Source organism: Paraburkholderia kururiensis JCM 10599 = LMG 19447 (assembly GCF_003986935.1).
GTDB classification, from domain to species: domain Bacteria; phylum Pseudomonadota; class Gammaproteobacteria; order Burkholderiales; family Burkholderiaceae; genus Paraburkholderia; species Paraburkholderia kururiensis.
This window is the reverse complement of sequence record NZ_RJZE01000016.1, coordinates 37413-51194: the sequence shown is the minus strand read 5'-3', so window position 1 is coordinate 51194 and position 13782 is coordinate 37413. Positions and strand designations below refer to the sequence as shown.

The 13782-nt window shown below is 63.3% G+C and carries 15 protein-coding genes; 6 read left to right on the top strand and 9 right to left on the bottom strand.

The genetic code is table 11. The features are described from left to right. Positions 1–62 precede the first annotated feature (62 nt). The 4 genes from motB to flhD form a co-directional block, all read right to left on the bottom strand. A complete protein-coding gene (gene motB / locus PKKP23_RS19795) occupies positions 63–1097 on the bottom strand; it encodes a flagellar motor protein MotB (protein ID WP_126878125.1) in 1035 nt (344 codons plus the stop codon). Positions 1098–1119: 22 nt separating this feature from the next. Then, a complete protein-coding gene (motA, locus tag PKKP23_RS19790; RefSeq protein ID WP_017772160.1) occupies positions 1120–1980 on the bottom strand; it encodes a flagellar motor stator protein MotA in 861 nt (286 codons plus the stop codon). 308 nt (positions 1981–2288) lie between these two features. After that, positions 2289–2840 (bottom strand): flagellar transcriptional regulator FlhC, encoded by a 552-nt coding sequence (gene flhC, locus PKKP23_RS19785; RefSeq protein ID WP_017772161.1) that lies wholly within the window; start codon positions 2838–2840, stop codon positions 2289–2291. 45 nt (positions 2841–2885) lie between these two features. Then, the gene (gene flhD, locus PKKP23_RS19780; protein ID WP_026120916.1) at positions 2886–3212 is read right to left on the bottom strand and encodes a flagellar transcriptional regulator FlhD; all 327 of its coding nucleotides are present in this window, start codon (positions 3210–3212) and stop codon (positions 2886–2888) included. A gap of 693 nt (positions 3213–3905) precedes the next feature. Between flhD and PKKP23_RS19775 the strand changes: the two genes are divergently transcribed. Beyond that, positions 3906–4970: a glycosyltransferase family 4 protein gene (locus PKKP23_RS19775; protein ID WP_126878124.1), complete on the top strand. Its 1065-nt coding sequence runs from the start codon at positions 3906–3908 to the stop codon at positions 4968–4970. A 336-nt stretch (positions 4971–5306) separates the two neighbouring features. Here the strand turns inward: PKKP23_RS19775 and PKKP23_RS19770 are convergent, their stop codons facing one another. After that, on the bottom strand, positions 5307–5606 hold the full coding sequence (locus PKKP23_RS19770; protein WP_026120917.1) for an H-NS histone family protein: 300 nt from the start codon (positions 5604–5606) through the stop codon (positions 5307–5309). A 283-nt stretch (positions 5607–5889) separates the two neighbouring features. Between PKKP23_RS19770 and aqpZ the strand changes: the two genes are divergently transcribed. The 3 genes from aqpZ (at position 5890) to PKKP23_RS19755 (ending at position 8277) form a co-directional block, all read left to right on the top strand. Further along, complete coding sequence (gene aqpZ / locus PKKP23_RS19765) at positions 5890–6636, top strand: aquaporin Z (protein WP_017772165.1); 747 nt, start codon at positions 5890–5892, stop codon at positions 6634–6636. A gap of 249 nt (positions 6637–6885) precedes the next feature. Beyond that, a complete protein-coding gene (locus PKKP23_RS19760) occupies positions 6886–7593 on the top strand; it encodes a histidine phosphatase family protein (RefSeq protein ID WP_233411858.1) in 708 nt (235 codons plus the stop codon). A gap of 354 nt (positions 7594–7947) precedes the next feature. Beyond that, positions 7948–8277 (top strand): PXPV repeat protein, encoded by a 330-nt coding sequence (locus tag PKKP23_RS19755; protein WP_126878123.1) that lies wholly within the window; start codon positions 7948–7950, stop codon positions 8275–8277. 171 nt (positions 8278–8448) lie between these two features. Here PKKP23_RS19755 and PKKP23_RS19750 read toward each other — a convergent pair whose 3' ends face one another. Both PKKP23_RS19750 and PKKP23_RS19745 read right to left on the bottom strand, forming a co-directional pair. Further along, positions 8449–9270 (bottom strand): Cof-type HAD-IIB family hydrolase, encoded by an 822-nt coding sequence (locus PKKP23_RS19750; protein WP_126878201.1) that lies wholly within the window; start codon positions 9268–9270, stop codon positions 8449–8451. Positions 9271–9386: 116 nt separating this feature from the next. Beyond that, a complete protein-coding gene (locus tag PKKP23_RS19745) occupies positions 9387–10271 on the bottom strand; it encodes a glucosamine kinase nucleotide-binding domain-containing protein (protein WP_126878122.1) in 885 nt (294 codons plus the stop codon). Between the two features lie 191 nt (positions 10272–10462). On the opposite strand from PKKP23_RS19745, the gene PKKP23_RS19740 reads away from it, so the two are divergent. Continuing rightward, a complete protein-coding gene (locus PKKP23_RS19740; RefSeq protein WP_017772170.1) occupies positions 10463–11059 on the top strand; it encodes a DNA-3-methyladenine glycosylase I in 597 nt (198 codons plus the stop codon). A gap of 475 nt (positions 11060–11534) precedes the next feature. Beyond that, a complete protein-coding gene (locus PKKP23_RS19735) occupies positions 11535–11960 on the top strand; it encodes a hypothetical protein (protein WP_017772171.1) in 426 nt (141 codons plus the stop codon). A gap of 190 nt (positions 11961–12150) precedes the next feature. On the opposite strand, the gene rpsU is transcribed toward PKKP23_RS19735, so the two are convergent. Further along, on the bottom strand, positions 12151–12363 hold the full coding sequence (gene rpsU, locus PKKP23_RS19730; protein ID WP_017772172.1) for a 30S ribosomal protein S21: 213 nt from the start codon (positions 12361–12363) through the stop codon (positions 12151–12153). Positions 12364–12732: 369 nt separating this feature from the next. Further along, a complete protein-coding gene (locus PKKP23_RS19725; RefSeq protein ID WP_126878121.1) occupies positions 12733–13674 on the bottom strand; it encodes an aldo/keto reductase in 942 nt (313 codons plus the stop codon). Between the last annotated feature and the right edge of the window lie 108 nt (positions 13675–13782).

Genomic DNA, 13782 nt, shown 5'->3' with positions numbered 1-13782 from the left:
TGTTGCTGCGCTTGTTCCTGCTTGTTCCTGCTTGTTCCTGCCTGTTCCTGCGTCTGCGTCCGTTACTGCTGCGCCGGTTGCTGCCCCTGTATCAGCGGCGGCGGCGGCCGCGCCTGCACCGGTGCCGGCGCCGCATCCGGCGCGATCTTCGGAATCAGCTGCCGGCCTGAGCCCGCGGCGTCGTCCGAGAGCGTCGTCGTGGTCGTGTCGTCGCGCATCAGCGCCTCTTCCGACTTCTTGTTGAGCACGATGATGCTGATACGGCGGTTTTCCGGCGCGAGCGGATCGTCCTTCACGAGGTTCTGCGTGGAGGCAAGGCCCAGCACGCGCAGCACCTTCGATTCGTCCATGCCGCCTGCAATCAGCTCGCGGCGCGACGCGTTCGCGCGGTCCGCCGAAAGCTCCCAGTTGCTGTAGCCCTTCTCGCCGCCCGCGTACGGCACGGCGTCGGTGTGGCCCTGCACGACGAGGCGGTTCGGCACGTCGTTCAAGGTCTTGCCGATTTCGCGCAGGATGTCGCGCATGTACGGCTCGACCTCGTCGCTCGCGGTCGCGAACATCGGCCGCTTCTGGGTATCCACGATCTCGATGCGCAGGCCCGTGAGCGTCGAGTCGATGCGAATCTGCTGCTTGAACTGGCGCAGCACCGGGTTCGCCTCGATGGCGGCCATCAGCTTCACCTGCAGGTCATGCAGACGAGCCTGCTCGCGGCGCTCCAGCTCGCCTTGCAGCTGCTTCATGGTCTGGTCTTCGGCGTGCGGCTGGCTATGCTGCGCGCGCGACGTCGAGCCGTCGCTCATGCGCGTAATGCCTTGCTGGTCCGTCGAGATGTCGCGGCCGCCGCCGCGCAGGATGCTCGAGTCCTCCGCGCTGCGGTCACCGCCCCAGAGCGTGATCTTGAGCGGCTGGTTGAAATACTCGGCAATGCCCTTCAGCTGCGTGGTGGACGCCGAACTCAGCAGCCACATCAGCAGGAAGAACGCCATCATCGCGGTCATGAAGTCCGCGTAGGCGAGCTTCCACGCGCCGCCGTGATGCCCCTTCTTCGCGGGGGCAGCACGCTTGACGACGATGGCGCGGTCCTTGTCCTTGCTCATTGGATGCTCCGGCGCGCCTTGGTTACTTCGCCTTCACGCGACGCACGTGCTCTTCGAGCTCGGCGAACGAGGGACGCTCGGTGGAGAAAAGCACCTTGCGGCCGAACTCCACGGCAATGGCCGGGGCGTAGCCGTTCAGGCTCGCGAGAATCGTCACCTTGATGCACTGGAACATCTTCGTAGACTCGGTCACGCGCTGCTCCGCGAGGCTCGCGAGCGGGCCGATCAGACCGTACGAAAGCAGAATGCCGAGGAACGTACCGACAAGCGCCTGCGCGATCATCTCGCCCAGCACCGCAGGCGGCTTGTCGGCGGAGGCCATGGTGTGCACCACGCCCATCACCGCGGCCACGATACCGAACGCGGGCATGGCGTCGCCCACCTTCGCGAGCGCATGCGCGGGCGCCTCGCCTTCGGAGTGATGCGTTTCGATCTCCTCGTCCATGAGGCTTTCGATCTCGAAAGCGTTCATGTTGCCGCCCACCATGAGGCGCAGGTAATCGGTCAGGAATTCCACGATGTGGCGGTCGGCCAGGATCTTCGGGTATTGCGTGAAGATCGGGCTCTTGTCCGGATCGTCGATGTCGGCTTCGAGCGTGAGCGTGCCTTCCTTGCGCGCCTTGGCGAGCAGGACGTAAAGCAGGCCCATCAGCTCCATGTACACGTCTTTGTTGTATTTCGACCCTTTGAAAAGGGTCGGAATAACGCGTGCCGTTGCCTTGATGGTCTTGATGCCGTTGCCGAGGATGAACGCGCCGAAACCGGCGCCCGCGATCATCAGTACTTCGACCGGCTGCACCAGCGCGGCCAGATGACCGCCCTCCAGCGCGTAGCCGCCGAAGACGGACAACAGCGTTACGAGTGTTCCCACGAAAATCAGCACTGCCGAGCCCTCACAAGAATCGACCGAGGCCGTCGTTGGCCGCGTCGTTTACCCGGTTTACGGCAGTGCAGCGGAAAACTTTGGTGGAAAAGGGGACCGTCGCGCCGGTGTAAACCCAGAGGCGGCGGCGGCTTCCGGGCGATCCGGGCGCGCCGCCAGTCAAGGCTGACCTGCCGATGCACTTGACCGGTGCATCGGCCCGCCCGTCGGGGGCGACAGGCGGTATCTGCTTTACGGCTTCACTGGGCGCGAACTTGAGGCGCCGTGGCGCGAAAGCCTTACCGGCGTAAGGACTGGTGGGCTTTGGCTCAGGAGGCAAGCAGCGGGGTTTCGGCCGCCATGGCCGGCTTTTTCGTCTTGCCCGCGCGTGAAGGCGGCTGGCACAGGCCGCAGACGAAGCCCTGCTGGGGATCGTGCGCATGCGCGACGAAATGCCCGCCGCAGCGCACGCAACCGGTTGTCTGGAGCATGCCCGAGTCGAAGAAGCGCACGAGTGTCCACGCCCGCGTGAGGCTCAGCACCGGCTCTTCGCCCTGTAACTGCACGTGCTCGAGGTAGAGCCGGTAGCTCTTCACGATGGACTGGATGGTCTCGCAGCCGCCGTGGTCGATCATGAACCGGTAGATGTTGTAGAACAGCGACGAGTGGATGTTGGGCTGCCAGGTCATGAACCAGTCCGTCGAGAACGGCAGCATGCCCTTGGGGGGCGAAACGCCCTTCAGCTCCTTGTAGAGCTTGATGAGCCGGTCGCGCGACAGGCCTGTCTCGGCTTCGAGCAACTGAAGGCGTGCGCCCAGCTCGATCAGCTCGATCGCGAGCGTGATCTCGCGAACCTCGAGTACCACACTCTTATAGGCCATGCGCCTCGTGTCCCGTATGCGGGTGGTGCGCGCGTGGAGCGCGCATCAACCGATCTGCTCGACCGGCTGGCCCGCCATCAGAATGGCGGAATGCGTTTGCGCGTGCGCAAGCGTTTTGCCCTTGTCGGCGAGCGAGGAAAGAATGGCGTGGTCGTCGAAGCGGAAGCGGCACAGCATCTGGTTCGAGGCCGCCAGCCGCACCGTCTGCGCGAGCGAGAGGTTGGCCAGAACGTCGGCGAGCTGCTCGGAGATGCCCATGCGGAACATGCCCATCGGTTTGTCCTCGCGCAACAGGCGCTGGGCGAGCAACAGGTACGACAGATTCACTTCCTTGATCTCAGTGAGCATGTCACTGGTCGTGGTGGCGCTCATGGTTCCCCCGAAATCGAAGCTGGCTGGTCAGGCCTCTAGCGGAAACGTTTGCTCGCCCGCTTCTGCGCAATACAGAGCGAACGGCCCGTTTATGGTCGTGGGAGCATTGTGGCCAAAGGGAAATGGATCGGAAATCGGACAGACGCCCCGGCGCTTTGCCGGAAAACTCCATAAATGCTGTCAGATTTTTTCCTACACGCGGGCTGGAAGGTAATGCCAGGAAAGGATTGGGGAGTCAGGCGAAGATAAAGCAGATGCAAAAGGCATTTTTGGCCGAATTTGCGTTGGAATTTCGGCGCGCGGCGCGCGAATTATAGAGATTTTTCATGGGCCGGACATCCGTCTGTTGTAACAGCGGCCGGCCAGGACGCGAGCGCTCCGGCGCCTTGTCGGGTGCCCCTTCGTGCCTTGTTGTGCGTGCGTTTGCCGACGTCGCGCGGGGTTGGCCGGGGCGCCATTTCGCGCTGTAACAACATTAAGCGAATGCAAAATACCTCGAATTGGGCGGCTCAATCCCGATAATGAGCCTTAAGGGATAACCCGACATTGCATCGGACACGGGCTGGCCTGCGCCAGCAACCGCGGCAAGCTTTTTGCTCCGTGTCGCCTGCGTTGTATCCCCTTTTATCCGGTTGCTTTGCCGTGCGAACGCACACTGTCGCGGCACAATCGCCCTCTCAAGGAGATCACAGAATGCGAATCGCACAAATCGCGCCGCTATATGAAGCCGTTCCGCCGAAGCTCTATGGCGGCACCGAGCGTGTCGTGTCCTATCTGACCGAAGCCCTGGTGGAACTGGGTCACGACGTGACGCTTTTTGCGAGCGGCGATTCGGTGACTTCCGCGAAGCTGGAAGCGGCGTGGCCGCGCGCCCTGCGGCTCGACCCGACCATTCGCGACGCCATGGCGCCGCATGTGCTGCTGCTCGAGCAGGTGCGCCGCGTCGCACACGAGTTCGACGTGCTGCACTTTCACCTCGACTACCTGCCGTTCCCGCTGTTCTCGTCGCTCGATACGCCGTTCGTGACCACGCTGCACGGACGGCTCGATCTGCCGGAATTGCAGCCCGTTTTCGACGCCTTTTCCGAAGCGCCCGTCGTTTCGATTTCGGATTCGCAGCGCCAGCCGCTCAAGCAGGCGAACTGGCTGAACACGGTCTATCACGGCCTGCCATCGCAGCTGCTGACGCCGCAGGCACATCGCAAGCCGGAGTACCTCGCGTTTCTCGGGCGCATCTGCCCGGAAAAGCGCGTCGACACGGCCATCAAGATTGCGGCCCAAAGCGGCCTGCCCTTGAAGATTGCGGCGAAAGTCGACAAGGTCGACGAGGAATATTTCAAGCGCGATATCGAGCCGCTGCTTTCGCAGGCGCACGTGGAGTTCGTCGGTGAGATCAACGAGGCGCAGAAGCCGGAGTTTCTCTCCGGCGCGAAGGCGCTGCTGTTCCCGATCGACTGGTCGGAGCCGTTCGGCCTCGTGATGATCGAGTCGATGGCCTGCGGGACGCCCGTGATCGCCTTCAACCGCGGGTCGGTGCCCGAAGTGATCGACCAGGGACTGACGGGCTATATCGTCGAGGACGTGCAGGGCGCCGTGGCGGCGTTGACGCATATCGACGAGCTTTCGCGTGATGCCATCCGCGCACAGTTCGAGCGCCGGTTCACGTCGAAGACGATGGCGCAGAACTACCTGGATAGCTACGCTACTTTGCTCGAGGCTACGCGCCGGCCGGTGTTGCGGCGGGTGGCGGCAGGTTGAGGGGACGGGCCGGCGTGACCGCCGGCATACCCAAATGCAGCCGCGCGCTCCCGTCTTTTAGCTTGCGGCATATTACGGTTCAAAAAGAAGTCTTGCGGGCGGCGCAATGCTGCCGCCCCTCGCCGTCTTGGGCTGTCATGTAAATACCGGGCGATTGCCGCAGTGAATCGTTTGCCTGGCGTTAAATGACAAAGATTGTCGATATTTCATGAAAAGCCGTCCATCAAGGACGGCTTTTTTCATTGCCGCGGTTGCATGACAACATGAAAAAGCCGCTCCGCCCGAAGAGGCGGAGCGGCCTGGATGCCATCCGCTGCGTGCGCAGCCGCACACTAATTACTGGGTAATCAGGAAGCGCTCGCGATTTTTGCCGGCAATCCACTTCGGCGGCTTGCCCCGGCCGCTCCACGTGCTGCCCGTCTTCGGATCCTGGTACCGCGGCGGCAGGGGTGCCTTCTTCGGCGGGCGGCCACGGCGGGCGCCCGTGGGGAACCCCAGGTCCTGCGCGGTCAGGCCGTATTCCGTGATTTTCTGGCGAATCGACGCAATCACGTCCGCCACTTCAGTTCGCCGTGCCTCGTCGGCCTGAGCCTGGAGCTGGGCGATCTGAGCCTTGAGTTCTGCGTACTGCGACATTTCCATTCTCCCTTTTCTTTGAAACAGGTTGGCGGCAGATTAACCGCAAATAAGGGAATTCGCAATGCACGATAATACCGCACCGCCGATATCGTCAGATAATTTATTGGTTATCGGCAAGTGTTAAATTTACTGAAGGGCATCCGCAAAATAGTAAACGCTTTCTCTCTGGAATTTACAATCCTTGACATCCCGCAGCGTGCAATCTCCGTAGAATCCCCTGCGCACTTGGCATTGGCATTTTGCGATGCCGTCATATCGACCTTACTTGAGATCACGCACCATGCACCTCTCCAAACGACTCGCGGCCGAACTCATTGGCACCTTCTGGCTGGTCTTCGGCGGCTGCGGCAGCGCTGTGCTCGCCGCCAATTTCGCAGGTCCGGTTCATGGCCTTGGCATCGGTTTCGTTGGCGTTTCGCTCGCCTTCGGCCTCACCGTACTGACCATGGCCTACGCTATCGGGCATATTTCGGGATGCCATCTGAACCCGGCCGTGAGCGTCGGCCTTGCCGTCGCCGGGCGCTTCCCCGCCAAGGACGTGATTCCCTACATCGCGGCACAGGTGGTGGGCGCCGTGCTGGCCGCATTCGTGTTGTCGCAAATCGCGCTGGGCAAGCCGGGCTTCGACCTTGTCGCAAGCGGCTTCGCGACCAACGGCTACGGCGAGCACTCGCCGGGCCATTACACGCTCGCTGCCGCGTTTCTCTGTGAAGTGGTGATGACGGCGTTTTTCCTCTTCGTGATTCTGGGTGCTACGGACACGCGCGCGCCGGCCGGTTTCGCCCCGATCGCGATTGGCCTGTGCCTCACGCTCATTCACCTTGTTTCCATTCCGGTCACCAATACGTCGGTGAATCCGGCACGCTCGACCGGTCCCGCGCTGTTCGTCGGCGGTGATGCCATCGGCCAGCTTTGGCTGTTCTGGGTGGCGCCGATCATCGGCGCCGTGATTGCCGGCGTGATTTATCCGCTCGTGGCCGGCAAGAAGCCGGAAAGCCAGGCAGTGTCCGCTGCTTCGGCTGCGTGACCAAGCCATGTGAGCCGCGACTCGAGGCGGCTTTAGCGAGGCGCCAAGTGGCTCTCGCGGCAGATTGAACTTATGTGTATGAATGGGCGCTTCGGCGCCCGTTTGTTTTTTCGCCGCTCTTCCGCTCCGGTTGGCAGCGCTCGTCGTGGTCGCGAATACACAGGCGCTGACGGGCACCAATAGGCCGAAAGAAGTGCCGAATCGCGCTGCTAGAATCGTTCGACCTTGATCCGACCTCTGGTGCCCACCATGCCCCGTTCGACCGCCTTTCTGCCCGCTATGGCGTTATGCCTTGCCGTCGCCGCTGGCGCGGCAATAGTGCCTGTCGCAGCATGGGCCGCGTCGGGCGATGTAGAGACGCTCGTGTTCGTGCGCCACGGCGAAAAGCCTGCGGAAGGACTCGGACAACTCGATTGCCAGGGCCTCAACCGCGCGCTCGCGCTACCCGCCGTCATTGCGGCGAAGTTCGGCAAACCGGACGCCATCTACGCGCCCGATCCCGGCGAAAAGAAAGACGACAACGGACGCGCATGGAATTACGTGCGCCCGCTCGCCACCATCGAGCCCACCGCAATCGCCTTCGGCATGCCGGTTCAAACGCCCTACGGTTATTCGCAGATCGAGCAGCTTGGCAACACGCTGGTGGATCCCTCGTGGCGCAACAAGACCGTTGTTGTGGCGTGGGAACACCGCCTCATCGAACAGCTCGTGCGTCGGATGGTGACGGCGCATGGCGGCAATCCCGACGACGTGCCGAAGTGGGCGAGCAACGATTTCGACAGCATCTACGTTCTCAAACTCGACTGGCGCAATGGCTCACCACAGGCGTCTTTCAAGCATGACCACGAGGGACTGGACGGCAGGGCGACCGACTGCCCCTGTGCGGCGCTGCCAGGCGGTGATGCGGTTCAGTCGTCCGCGTCGGGTTCTGCGGCGGCATCGGCACCGGCACCATGAGGACGCCTTGGCCCGGTATCCGCGCTGCTTTTCGGGCGCACCAGCAAGCCCACATCCGATCGCATTTAAAGAATTGGTACAGATGTAAGGCCGGTTTACGGCAGCCGTAGGCAATGTGAGTTACGGCCCGATCGCCGGCGCGTCACCACATCGCCACGCCCCCGCGCTGCGCCGCGGAGCGCGGCACTTTCGCCCCTACCCCGCACGCCCGGAACATCGTCGGTTCGATATAGACCTGCTATTCGACACCGCGACGTACGCTTGCACCCCGTAACATCTCGTCGCAGAACGCCCTGCTCGCCGCGCGTAGATTGAACCTGTGCGACAGACACGTCGCGTCACAGGAGAACAATCATGAAGCGCATCGTCACTCAAGTGCTTGTTGCAGCAGGTCTCGCGGCTGGAGCGTGCGGTGTCGCCGAAGCGCACACGGATCTCAGCATCGGCCTTTCCCTGGGCGCACCGGCGCCCGTCTATGTGCAGCCTGCGCCTGCCTATGTGGAACCGGCACCGGTTTATAGCGCGCCACAGCCTGTCTATTACGGACGCCCGCGCTGGCACGACGACTGGGACCATCGCGGCGGGGATCGCCGGGGCTGGGATCGCGACGGCCACGGCTGGCGTGGCGGCGATCGCGGCGGCTGGGATCACGACCGCGGCCGTGGATGGGGCTGGCGCGGGTAAGCGGTGCAGAGCGGTCCCGAACAGGACGGTGCAGTGTGGGCACGTGCGATGCGCTCTCGCGCTCGCGGCAGCTTGAGCTGTGCCCCGTCCTGCTGTTCGGTCCTCTCCGCAACTGATGGCTGTCCGCTGCTAACCCCCTTTCCGCTGCGGACGCCTCAGCCGGCCGCTTCCCTACGACGCCAGTTCGTCATCCAGTTCGAAGAGCTTGCGTAAATGGTGTGCAACGCCAGCTTCGAAGTTGTTGCCGATACGCGGTACGTGTGGCAGACGGGCAATCAGCTTCGGGTTGGCGTTGTTCATCATGAACGGATGCCCCGCGGTCTCTAGCAAATCGATGTCGTTCAGGTTGTCGCCGAACGCGACACAACGCGATGCATCCACGGTGAGGCGAGCCAGCACCGCCTGAAGCGCGCGCCCTTTGGATACGCCGGCTGCCATGACTTCCAGGCAATCGGGCAGCGAATAGGTGATGTACGCGGCGTCGCCAAATTCACGTTCGATGCGCGCGGCGATTTCGGCCAGATCCGCCGGCTCGCCGACATAAAGTACCTTGGCGATGTCCTCGCCGCTGTGGCCCGTCAGGTCCATCACCTGATACGTGAAACCGGAGTCCTGGTGAAAAGCCAGAAGCTGCGGCGCTTCGCGGTCGATCAACCACGCGTCGTCGGCGAAAAGACTCACGATCACACGTCCATGCTTGCCCACGATTTCGGGCTGCACGATGCGTCGCACTGTGCCGGCATCCAGATCGCGTGCGTGAATCACCGTATCGTCGGGTGCGTGCACGCGCGCGCCGTTGGAGGTAATGAGATAGGAGCGGATGCCGAGCACATCGCGGATACCCGCCACGTCGGCATAGTGCCGGCCGGTCGCGATCACGAACTGCAATCCTTTCGCCTCCAGCCGGTTCACGGTTTCCACGGTAAAAGGGTCCACCTGGTGATCGGCGTTGAGCAGGGTTCCGTCGAGATCGGTGGCGATAACCTGATACATGAAAAACGTCCGGCAGTTTGGAAAGCAAAAATGGTAGCACCGAGGGGCGGCGTTCTCAGCGCGCGGCGCCGGTCGCTCGCCGCTCAGCGTCGCGATCTGCGCCGGCGTCTCCGGGCTCACGCCATACCGAGCCTTGCCGCCTCCTGCTGTGCGAGGCGCAGCGCACCACGGGCCGAATCGGCAAACGGCGCGCGCAAGCGCATGCCAAACGCTTTGGGCACCCATTGCGCGAGCGGCCCGGCCAGTCCACCGGATAGGGCCACCGGCAGACTGCCCGACGGATCGAGCGCCGCAATGAGCTTGCCGATTTCCTCGCCCGCCTGCGCAAGCAGACTCGCAGCAAAGGGATGCGCGCGATGCGCAAGCACGATGGGCGCGAGACGCGCATAGGCTGTCTGGTTGGCCTCGCACAGCCATACGATCAGACTGTCGCGATCGTGCGCACCCACCTTTTCGAGCAATGCGGCAGCGAATGCGTCGGCAGGCGCGCGCCCATCAAGTGCGTGCTGCGCGTAACCGATCGCGTGCAGACCCAGCCATGCGCCGCCCGCCTCGTCCCCGGAAGGAAACCCATAACCGCCGGCCATACGGCACGCGCCCGCCTCGTCCAGTACAGCCGCGATACTGCCGGTGCCCAGCGCCACCACTACCCCGGGCGCGCCACCGTGGGCACCAAGCAACGTGGTGTACGCATCGCTTTCTACCGCGAGTGCCGCCACCTGCGGCGCCTGCGCACGAAACGCGGCAAGCCAGTCGCGATTGTTGACGCCGGCCAGACCGCAGCCCAGCACGCAACGCGACCAATCGAGCGGATGGTTCGCCGCCGCGAAGGCATCGCGGCAGCCGGCCTCGATGGCTTGCCACGCGAGCCCAATGCCCAGCCCGAGACCTGACGGTCCGCTGGACGCCTGCGCGAGCTCGACGCCCTGCGCGTTCCCGAGCACGACGCGCGTGCCTGTACCGCCGCCGTCGACGCCAACCAGATAGAGAGTGGATTCCATGTTCATCGCGAGAGCCGCTCGCCAAAGCCAGGTTGAGCCCGATATCGAGCCGTGCCGCAGAGACTATCTGCTCCGAAACGTCCCGGCAATCGGCCGAACGGCCGGGTTGCGCTGCGGGCTCGATCCGCTATGCTTGGTTCGCCCGACCCGCAAACCCCGCGAGATCGGCGCAGACGGACGGAGGCCGCCACGTGACACAGCGATGCAACTGGGCAACAAGCGATGCGCTCGCGCATTACCACGACACCGAATGGGGCGTGCCGTCCCAGGACGACCGCCATCTCTTTGAAATGCTCGTGCTGGAGGGCGCGCAGGCAGGGCTGTCGTGGTCGACGATTTTGAACAAACGCGAAGGCTACCGCCAGGCGTTTGCGCAGTTCGACGTGGATGCGGTGGCGCGCTTTACGCCGAAGCAGATCGAGACGCTGATCGCCAACCCCGAGATCGTGCGCAATCGCGCCAAGATCGAATCGGTCGTGGTCAATGCGCGAGCCGTACAACAGATTCGCGCCGAGCACGGCTCGCTCGCGAACTTCGTGTGGTCGTTCGTCGATCACACTCCGGTTCAGAACGACTGGGAGACCTATGGCCACGCGCCGGCTTCCACCGATATCTCCGATGCGCTCAGCAAGGCGCTCAAACGCTACGGCTGCAAGTTCGTCGGCACCACCATCTGCTATGCGTTCATGCAGGCCGTGGGCATGGTGAACGACCATCAGCGGAACTGTGCGTGCCGCGCGTCCTGCGCCGCGCTCGGCAAGAAAATGCGCGCGAAGAAGGCGGGGTGAACGCGAGCAAGCCCACGGGACTGTATCCGGATCGCGCCGCCGCTCGTGCACTTGAAGAGAACCGCGGATAGGCGTGTGTGCCTCACATGCAGCGCCAAGGCCTTTGGTGTTTGCGCAACACTCTCGCCCGATGAACGCCCACACTCGGGAAAGTCCTCACAGGCGCTCCGTCGATGCTGGCAAATGCCTGCGCCGCAAGGCTTTGCAGGCAGCGGCGACGCATCTGTACTGCCGCAACGTCACATAGCAGGTGATTGCCGCCTCACCGAACGCTTCATCTGCGGTACCACAACTCGCTATAACTACGACCGTCGCGACGGTGTGCGCCGCGTAATCGGAGGCTCGTCATCCAAGCGTCGAACTAAGGGACTTTTGTCCGTTTCGTCGAAGCTTTGCGCGGCGTCGATCGCGGGATACTGACCACATCCCGTTACACTCAAACAATGGCCAGGCGCACGGCGCAGGGAACAAGCAAATGACAAATCTGAACTTCCTGACGCACCAGGAAATTTTCAATCAGGCTGTTGGCCATCTATTCGGCCAGGGCCGCGCTGCGCTGCTGCCCCGTGGAGGCGGCGCCTATCGGGGCTACTGCGGAGGCTGTCCTGTGGGCAGTTTCATCAAGCCGCGCGATTACATGACGGCCATGGAAGGTATTCCCGTGCGCTACATCGGAAAGTCGTCCGACGAAACGCCCGCCTACATGGATGTCGGCGTCGCCGCGTTGAAACGCGCACTGCTGCGTGCACGCATCAACGTCTACGATCCCACGACGGTCGAACTGCTCAGTTGCCTGCAGAACGTGCACGACGTCTTCGGCACATGGGAATGGCAGGAGCGATTCACCTCCATCGCGCGCCAGTTCGGGCTCTCGCCGGACCGCGTGAAAAGCGCCGCGTAATCGCGCTTCGCGCGCCGGCCCGTCCATGGCGAGCCACGCCGACACACCAGCGCGAATCCGCCCTTCGCGGCACACCAGAAGACACCAGGCAACAAACACCAAGAGAGAAGCAATAAAAAACGGCGGTGCGAGCTACAGAGCTCGCACCGCCGTTTTCGTCCCGCCTGCCGGCGTGGCCGGCGAAGACTGCTTAGTGCAGCTTCTTCGGCAGCATCTGGCTGCGCAGACGCTTGTGCAGACGCTTCACCGCAGCCGCCTTCTTGCGCTTGCGCACAGCGGTCGGCTTTTCGTAAGACTGGCGCTCGCGCAGTTCGGCGATCAAGCCATTCTTTTCGATGGTGCGGCGGAAGCGGCGCATTGCCACTTCGAACGGTTCGTTTTCCTTCAAAACAATCGTCGTCATGTCATTCCTGAGTCAATTTACGGTTCAAGGCGTGGCGGCAAAGCCGCCCACGCACCGGCCCTCCGGTCGCTCCAGCGCGGTGTTCCACATTGAAGCGAAAGGCAAGGCGGCCACGGAGGCCGGAATAGAGAAGTGGGGGAGTTCACTGCGGAACACGGTCAGACGCGTCTTGCAACTACACGTAACTCCACGCCTGACCGCCGGTTTGGCTGGCAAAACTGGCCGGCAAAACATATAACAGCGGGCCACCAAACCGGGCAAGGATCTCAATTCGCCGGGTAGGATAGCAGAAAAACCCAGCCCCGGCCACACTTTCGTCAGTCGGCTCAGGCACTTGCGTCGCGCCTGGGCCGATGTCGGGTACGGAAGTCACGCGCTCGCGTCATTCAGCGCCTGGATATCGGCGGGATCGAGTTTCAGGTGAACGGCCGCCACCAGGCTCTCGAGCTGCCCCAGCGAGGTCGCGCTCGCAATGGGGGCCGTAACGCTGGGCCGCGCCATCAGCCACGCGAGCGCCACTGCAGCGGGCGTCGCGCCCCGGCGCTCGGCCACATTGTCGAGCGCGCCGAGAATGCGCATGCCGCGGTGGTCCAGATACCGTTCCACCCGTCCGCCACGCGCACTTTTCGCGAGATCCGCGCGGGACCGGTACTTGCCTGTCAGAAACCCGCTCGCGAGGCTGTAGTACGGCACCACGCCCAGCCGTTGCGCCAGCGCGACAGGCTCGATGTCGGCCTCGTAGCCCGCCCGGTCGTACAGGTTGTATTCGGGCTGAACCAGCTGATACTGCGGCAGGCCGTTGCGCCGCGACACATCGAGCGCCTCTTCCAGGCGCGCCCCGCTGTAATTGGAGGCGCCGATCACACGCACCTTGCCCGCCTCGATCAGCCGCTGGTAGGCCCCGAGCGTCTCTGCGAGCGGCGTCTCGCCATCGTCTTCGTGGGAAAAATAGACGTCGAGATAGTCCGTCTGCAGGCGCCGCAACGAATCTTCGGCCGCCAGAAGGATGTTGCCGGCCGAAAGTCCGCGCCGCTTCGCGTGCTTGCCCACCTTGGTCGCGAGCACAACCTTGTCGCGCTTGCCGCTCTTCGCGAGCCACTTGCCGATGATCGTTTCCGACTCCCCGCCTTCGTTGCCCGGCACCCAGGCCGAATAGACGTCGGCGGTGTCGATGAAGTCGAGCCCCGCGTCCACGAAGGCGTCGAGAATCGAGAACGAGGTCGCCTCGTCGATCGTCCAGCCGAACACGTTGCCGCCGAACATCAGCGGCGCGACCTGCAGCGACGACGTACCAATGGTGCGTTTCTGCATGACACAACTCCACGAGTCCCGTTGACAGAACGTTCAGCATACGCCGCCTCGCCAAGCCTCACAGCCGCGCCAGCAGTGGGCGAGAGGCGCGTCGAGTGAGGCTGCGCG

What these genes read in the sequence shown, in the direction of transcription:
- PKKP23_RS19770 (WP_026120917.1), bottom strand. Translation starts at nt 5,606, where the DNA reads ATGTCGCAGTACGCAGAACTCAAGGCTCAGATCGCCCAGCTCCAGGCT.
- PKKP23_RS19745 (WP_126878122.1), bottom strand. Translation starts at nt 10,271, where the DNA reads ATGGAATCCACTCTCTATCTGGTTGGCGTCGACGGCGGCGGTACAGGC.
- rpsU (WP_017772172.1), bottom strand. Translation starts at nt 12,363, where the DNA reads ATGACGACGATTGTTTTGAAGGAAAACGAACCGTTCGAAGTGGCAATG.
- PKKP23_RS19775 (WP_126878124.1), top strand. Translation starts at nt 3,906, where the DNA reads ATGCGAATCGCACAAATCGCGCCGCTATATGAAGCCGTTCCGCCGAAG.
- aqpZ (WP_017772165.1), top strand. Translation starts at nt 5,890, where the DNA reads ATGCACCTCTCCAAACGACTCGCGGCCGAACTCATTGGCACCTTCTGG.
- PKKP23_RS19725 (WP_126878121.1), bottom strand. Translation starts at nt 13,674, where the DNA reads ATGCAGAAACGCACCATTGGTACGTCGTCGCTGCAGGTCGCGCCGCTG.
- flhC (WP_017772161.1), bottom strand. Translation starts at nt 2,840, where the DNA reads ATGGCCTATAAGAGTGTGGTACTCGAGGTTCGCGAGATCACGCTCGCG.
- PKKP23_RS19760 (WP_233411858.1), top strand. Translation starts at nt 6,886, where the DNA reads ATGCCCCGTTCGACCGCCTTTCTGCCCGCTATGGCGTTATGCCTTGCC.
- flhD (WP_026120916.1), bottom strand. Translation starts at nt 3,212, where the DNA reads ATGAGCGCCACCACGACCAGTGACATGCTCACTGAGATCAAGGAAGTG.
- PKKP23_RS19735 (WP_017772171.1), top strand. Translation starts at nt 11,535, where the DNA reads ATGACAAATCTGAACTTCCTGACGCACCAGGAAATTTTCAATCAGGCT.
- PKKP23_RS19755 (WP_126878123.1), top strand. Translation starts at nt 7,948, where the DNA reads ATGAAGCGCATCGTCACTCAAGTGCTTGTTGCAGCAGGTCTCGCGGCT.
- PKKP23_RS19750 (WP_126878201.1), bottom strand. Translation starts at nt 9,270, where the DNA reads ATGTATCAGGTTATCGCCACCGATCTCGACGGAACCCTGCTCAACGCC.
- motB (WP_126878125.1), bottom strand. Translation starts at nt 1,097, where the DNA reads ATGAGCAAGGACAAGGACCGCGCCATCGTCGTCAAGCGTGCTGCCCCC.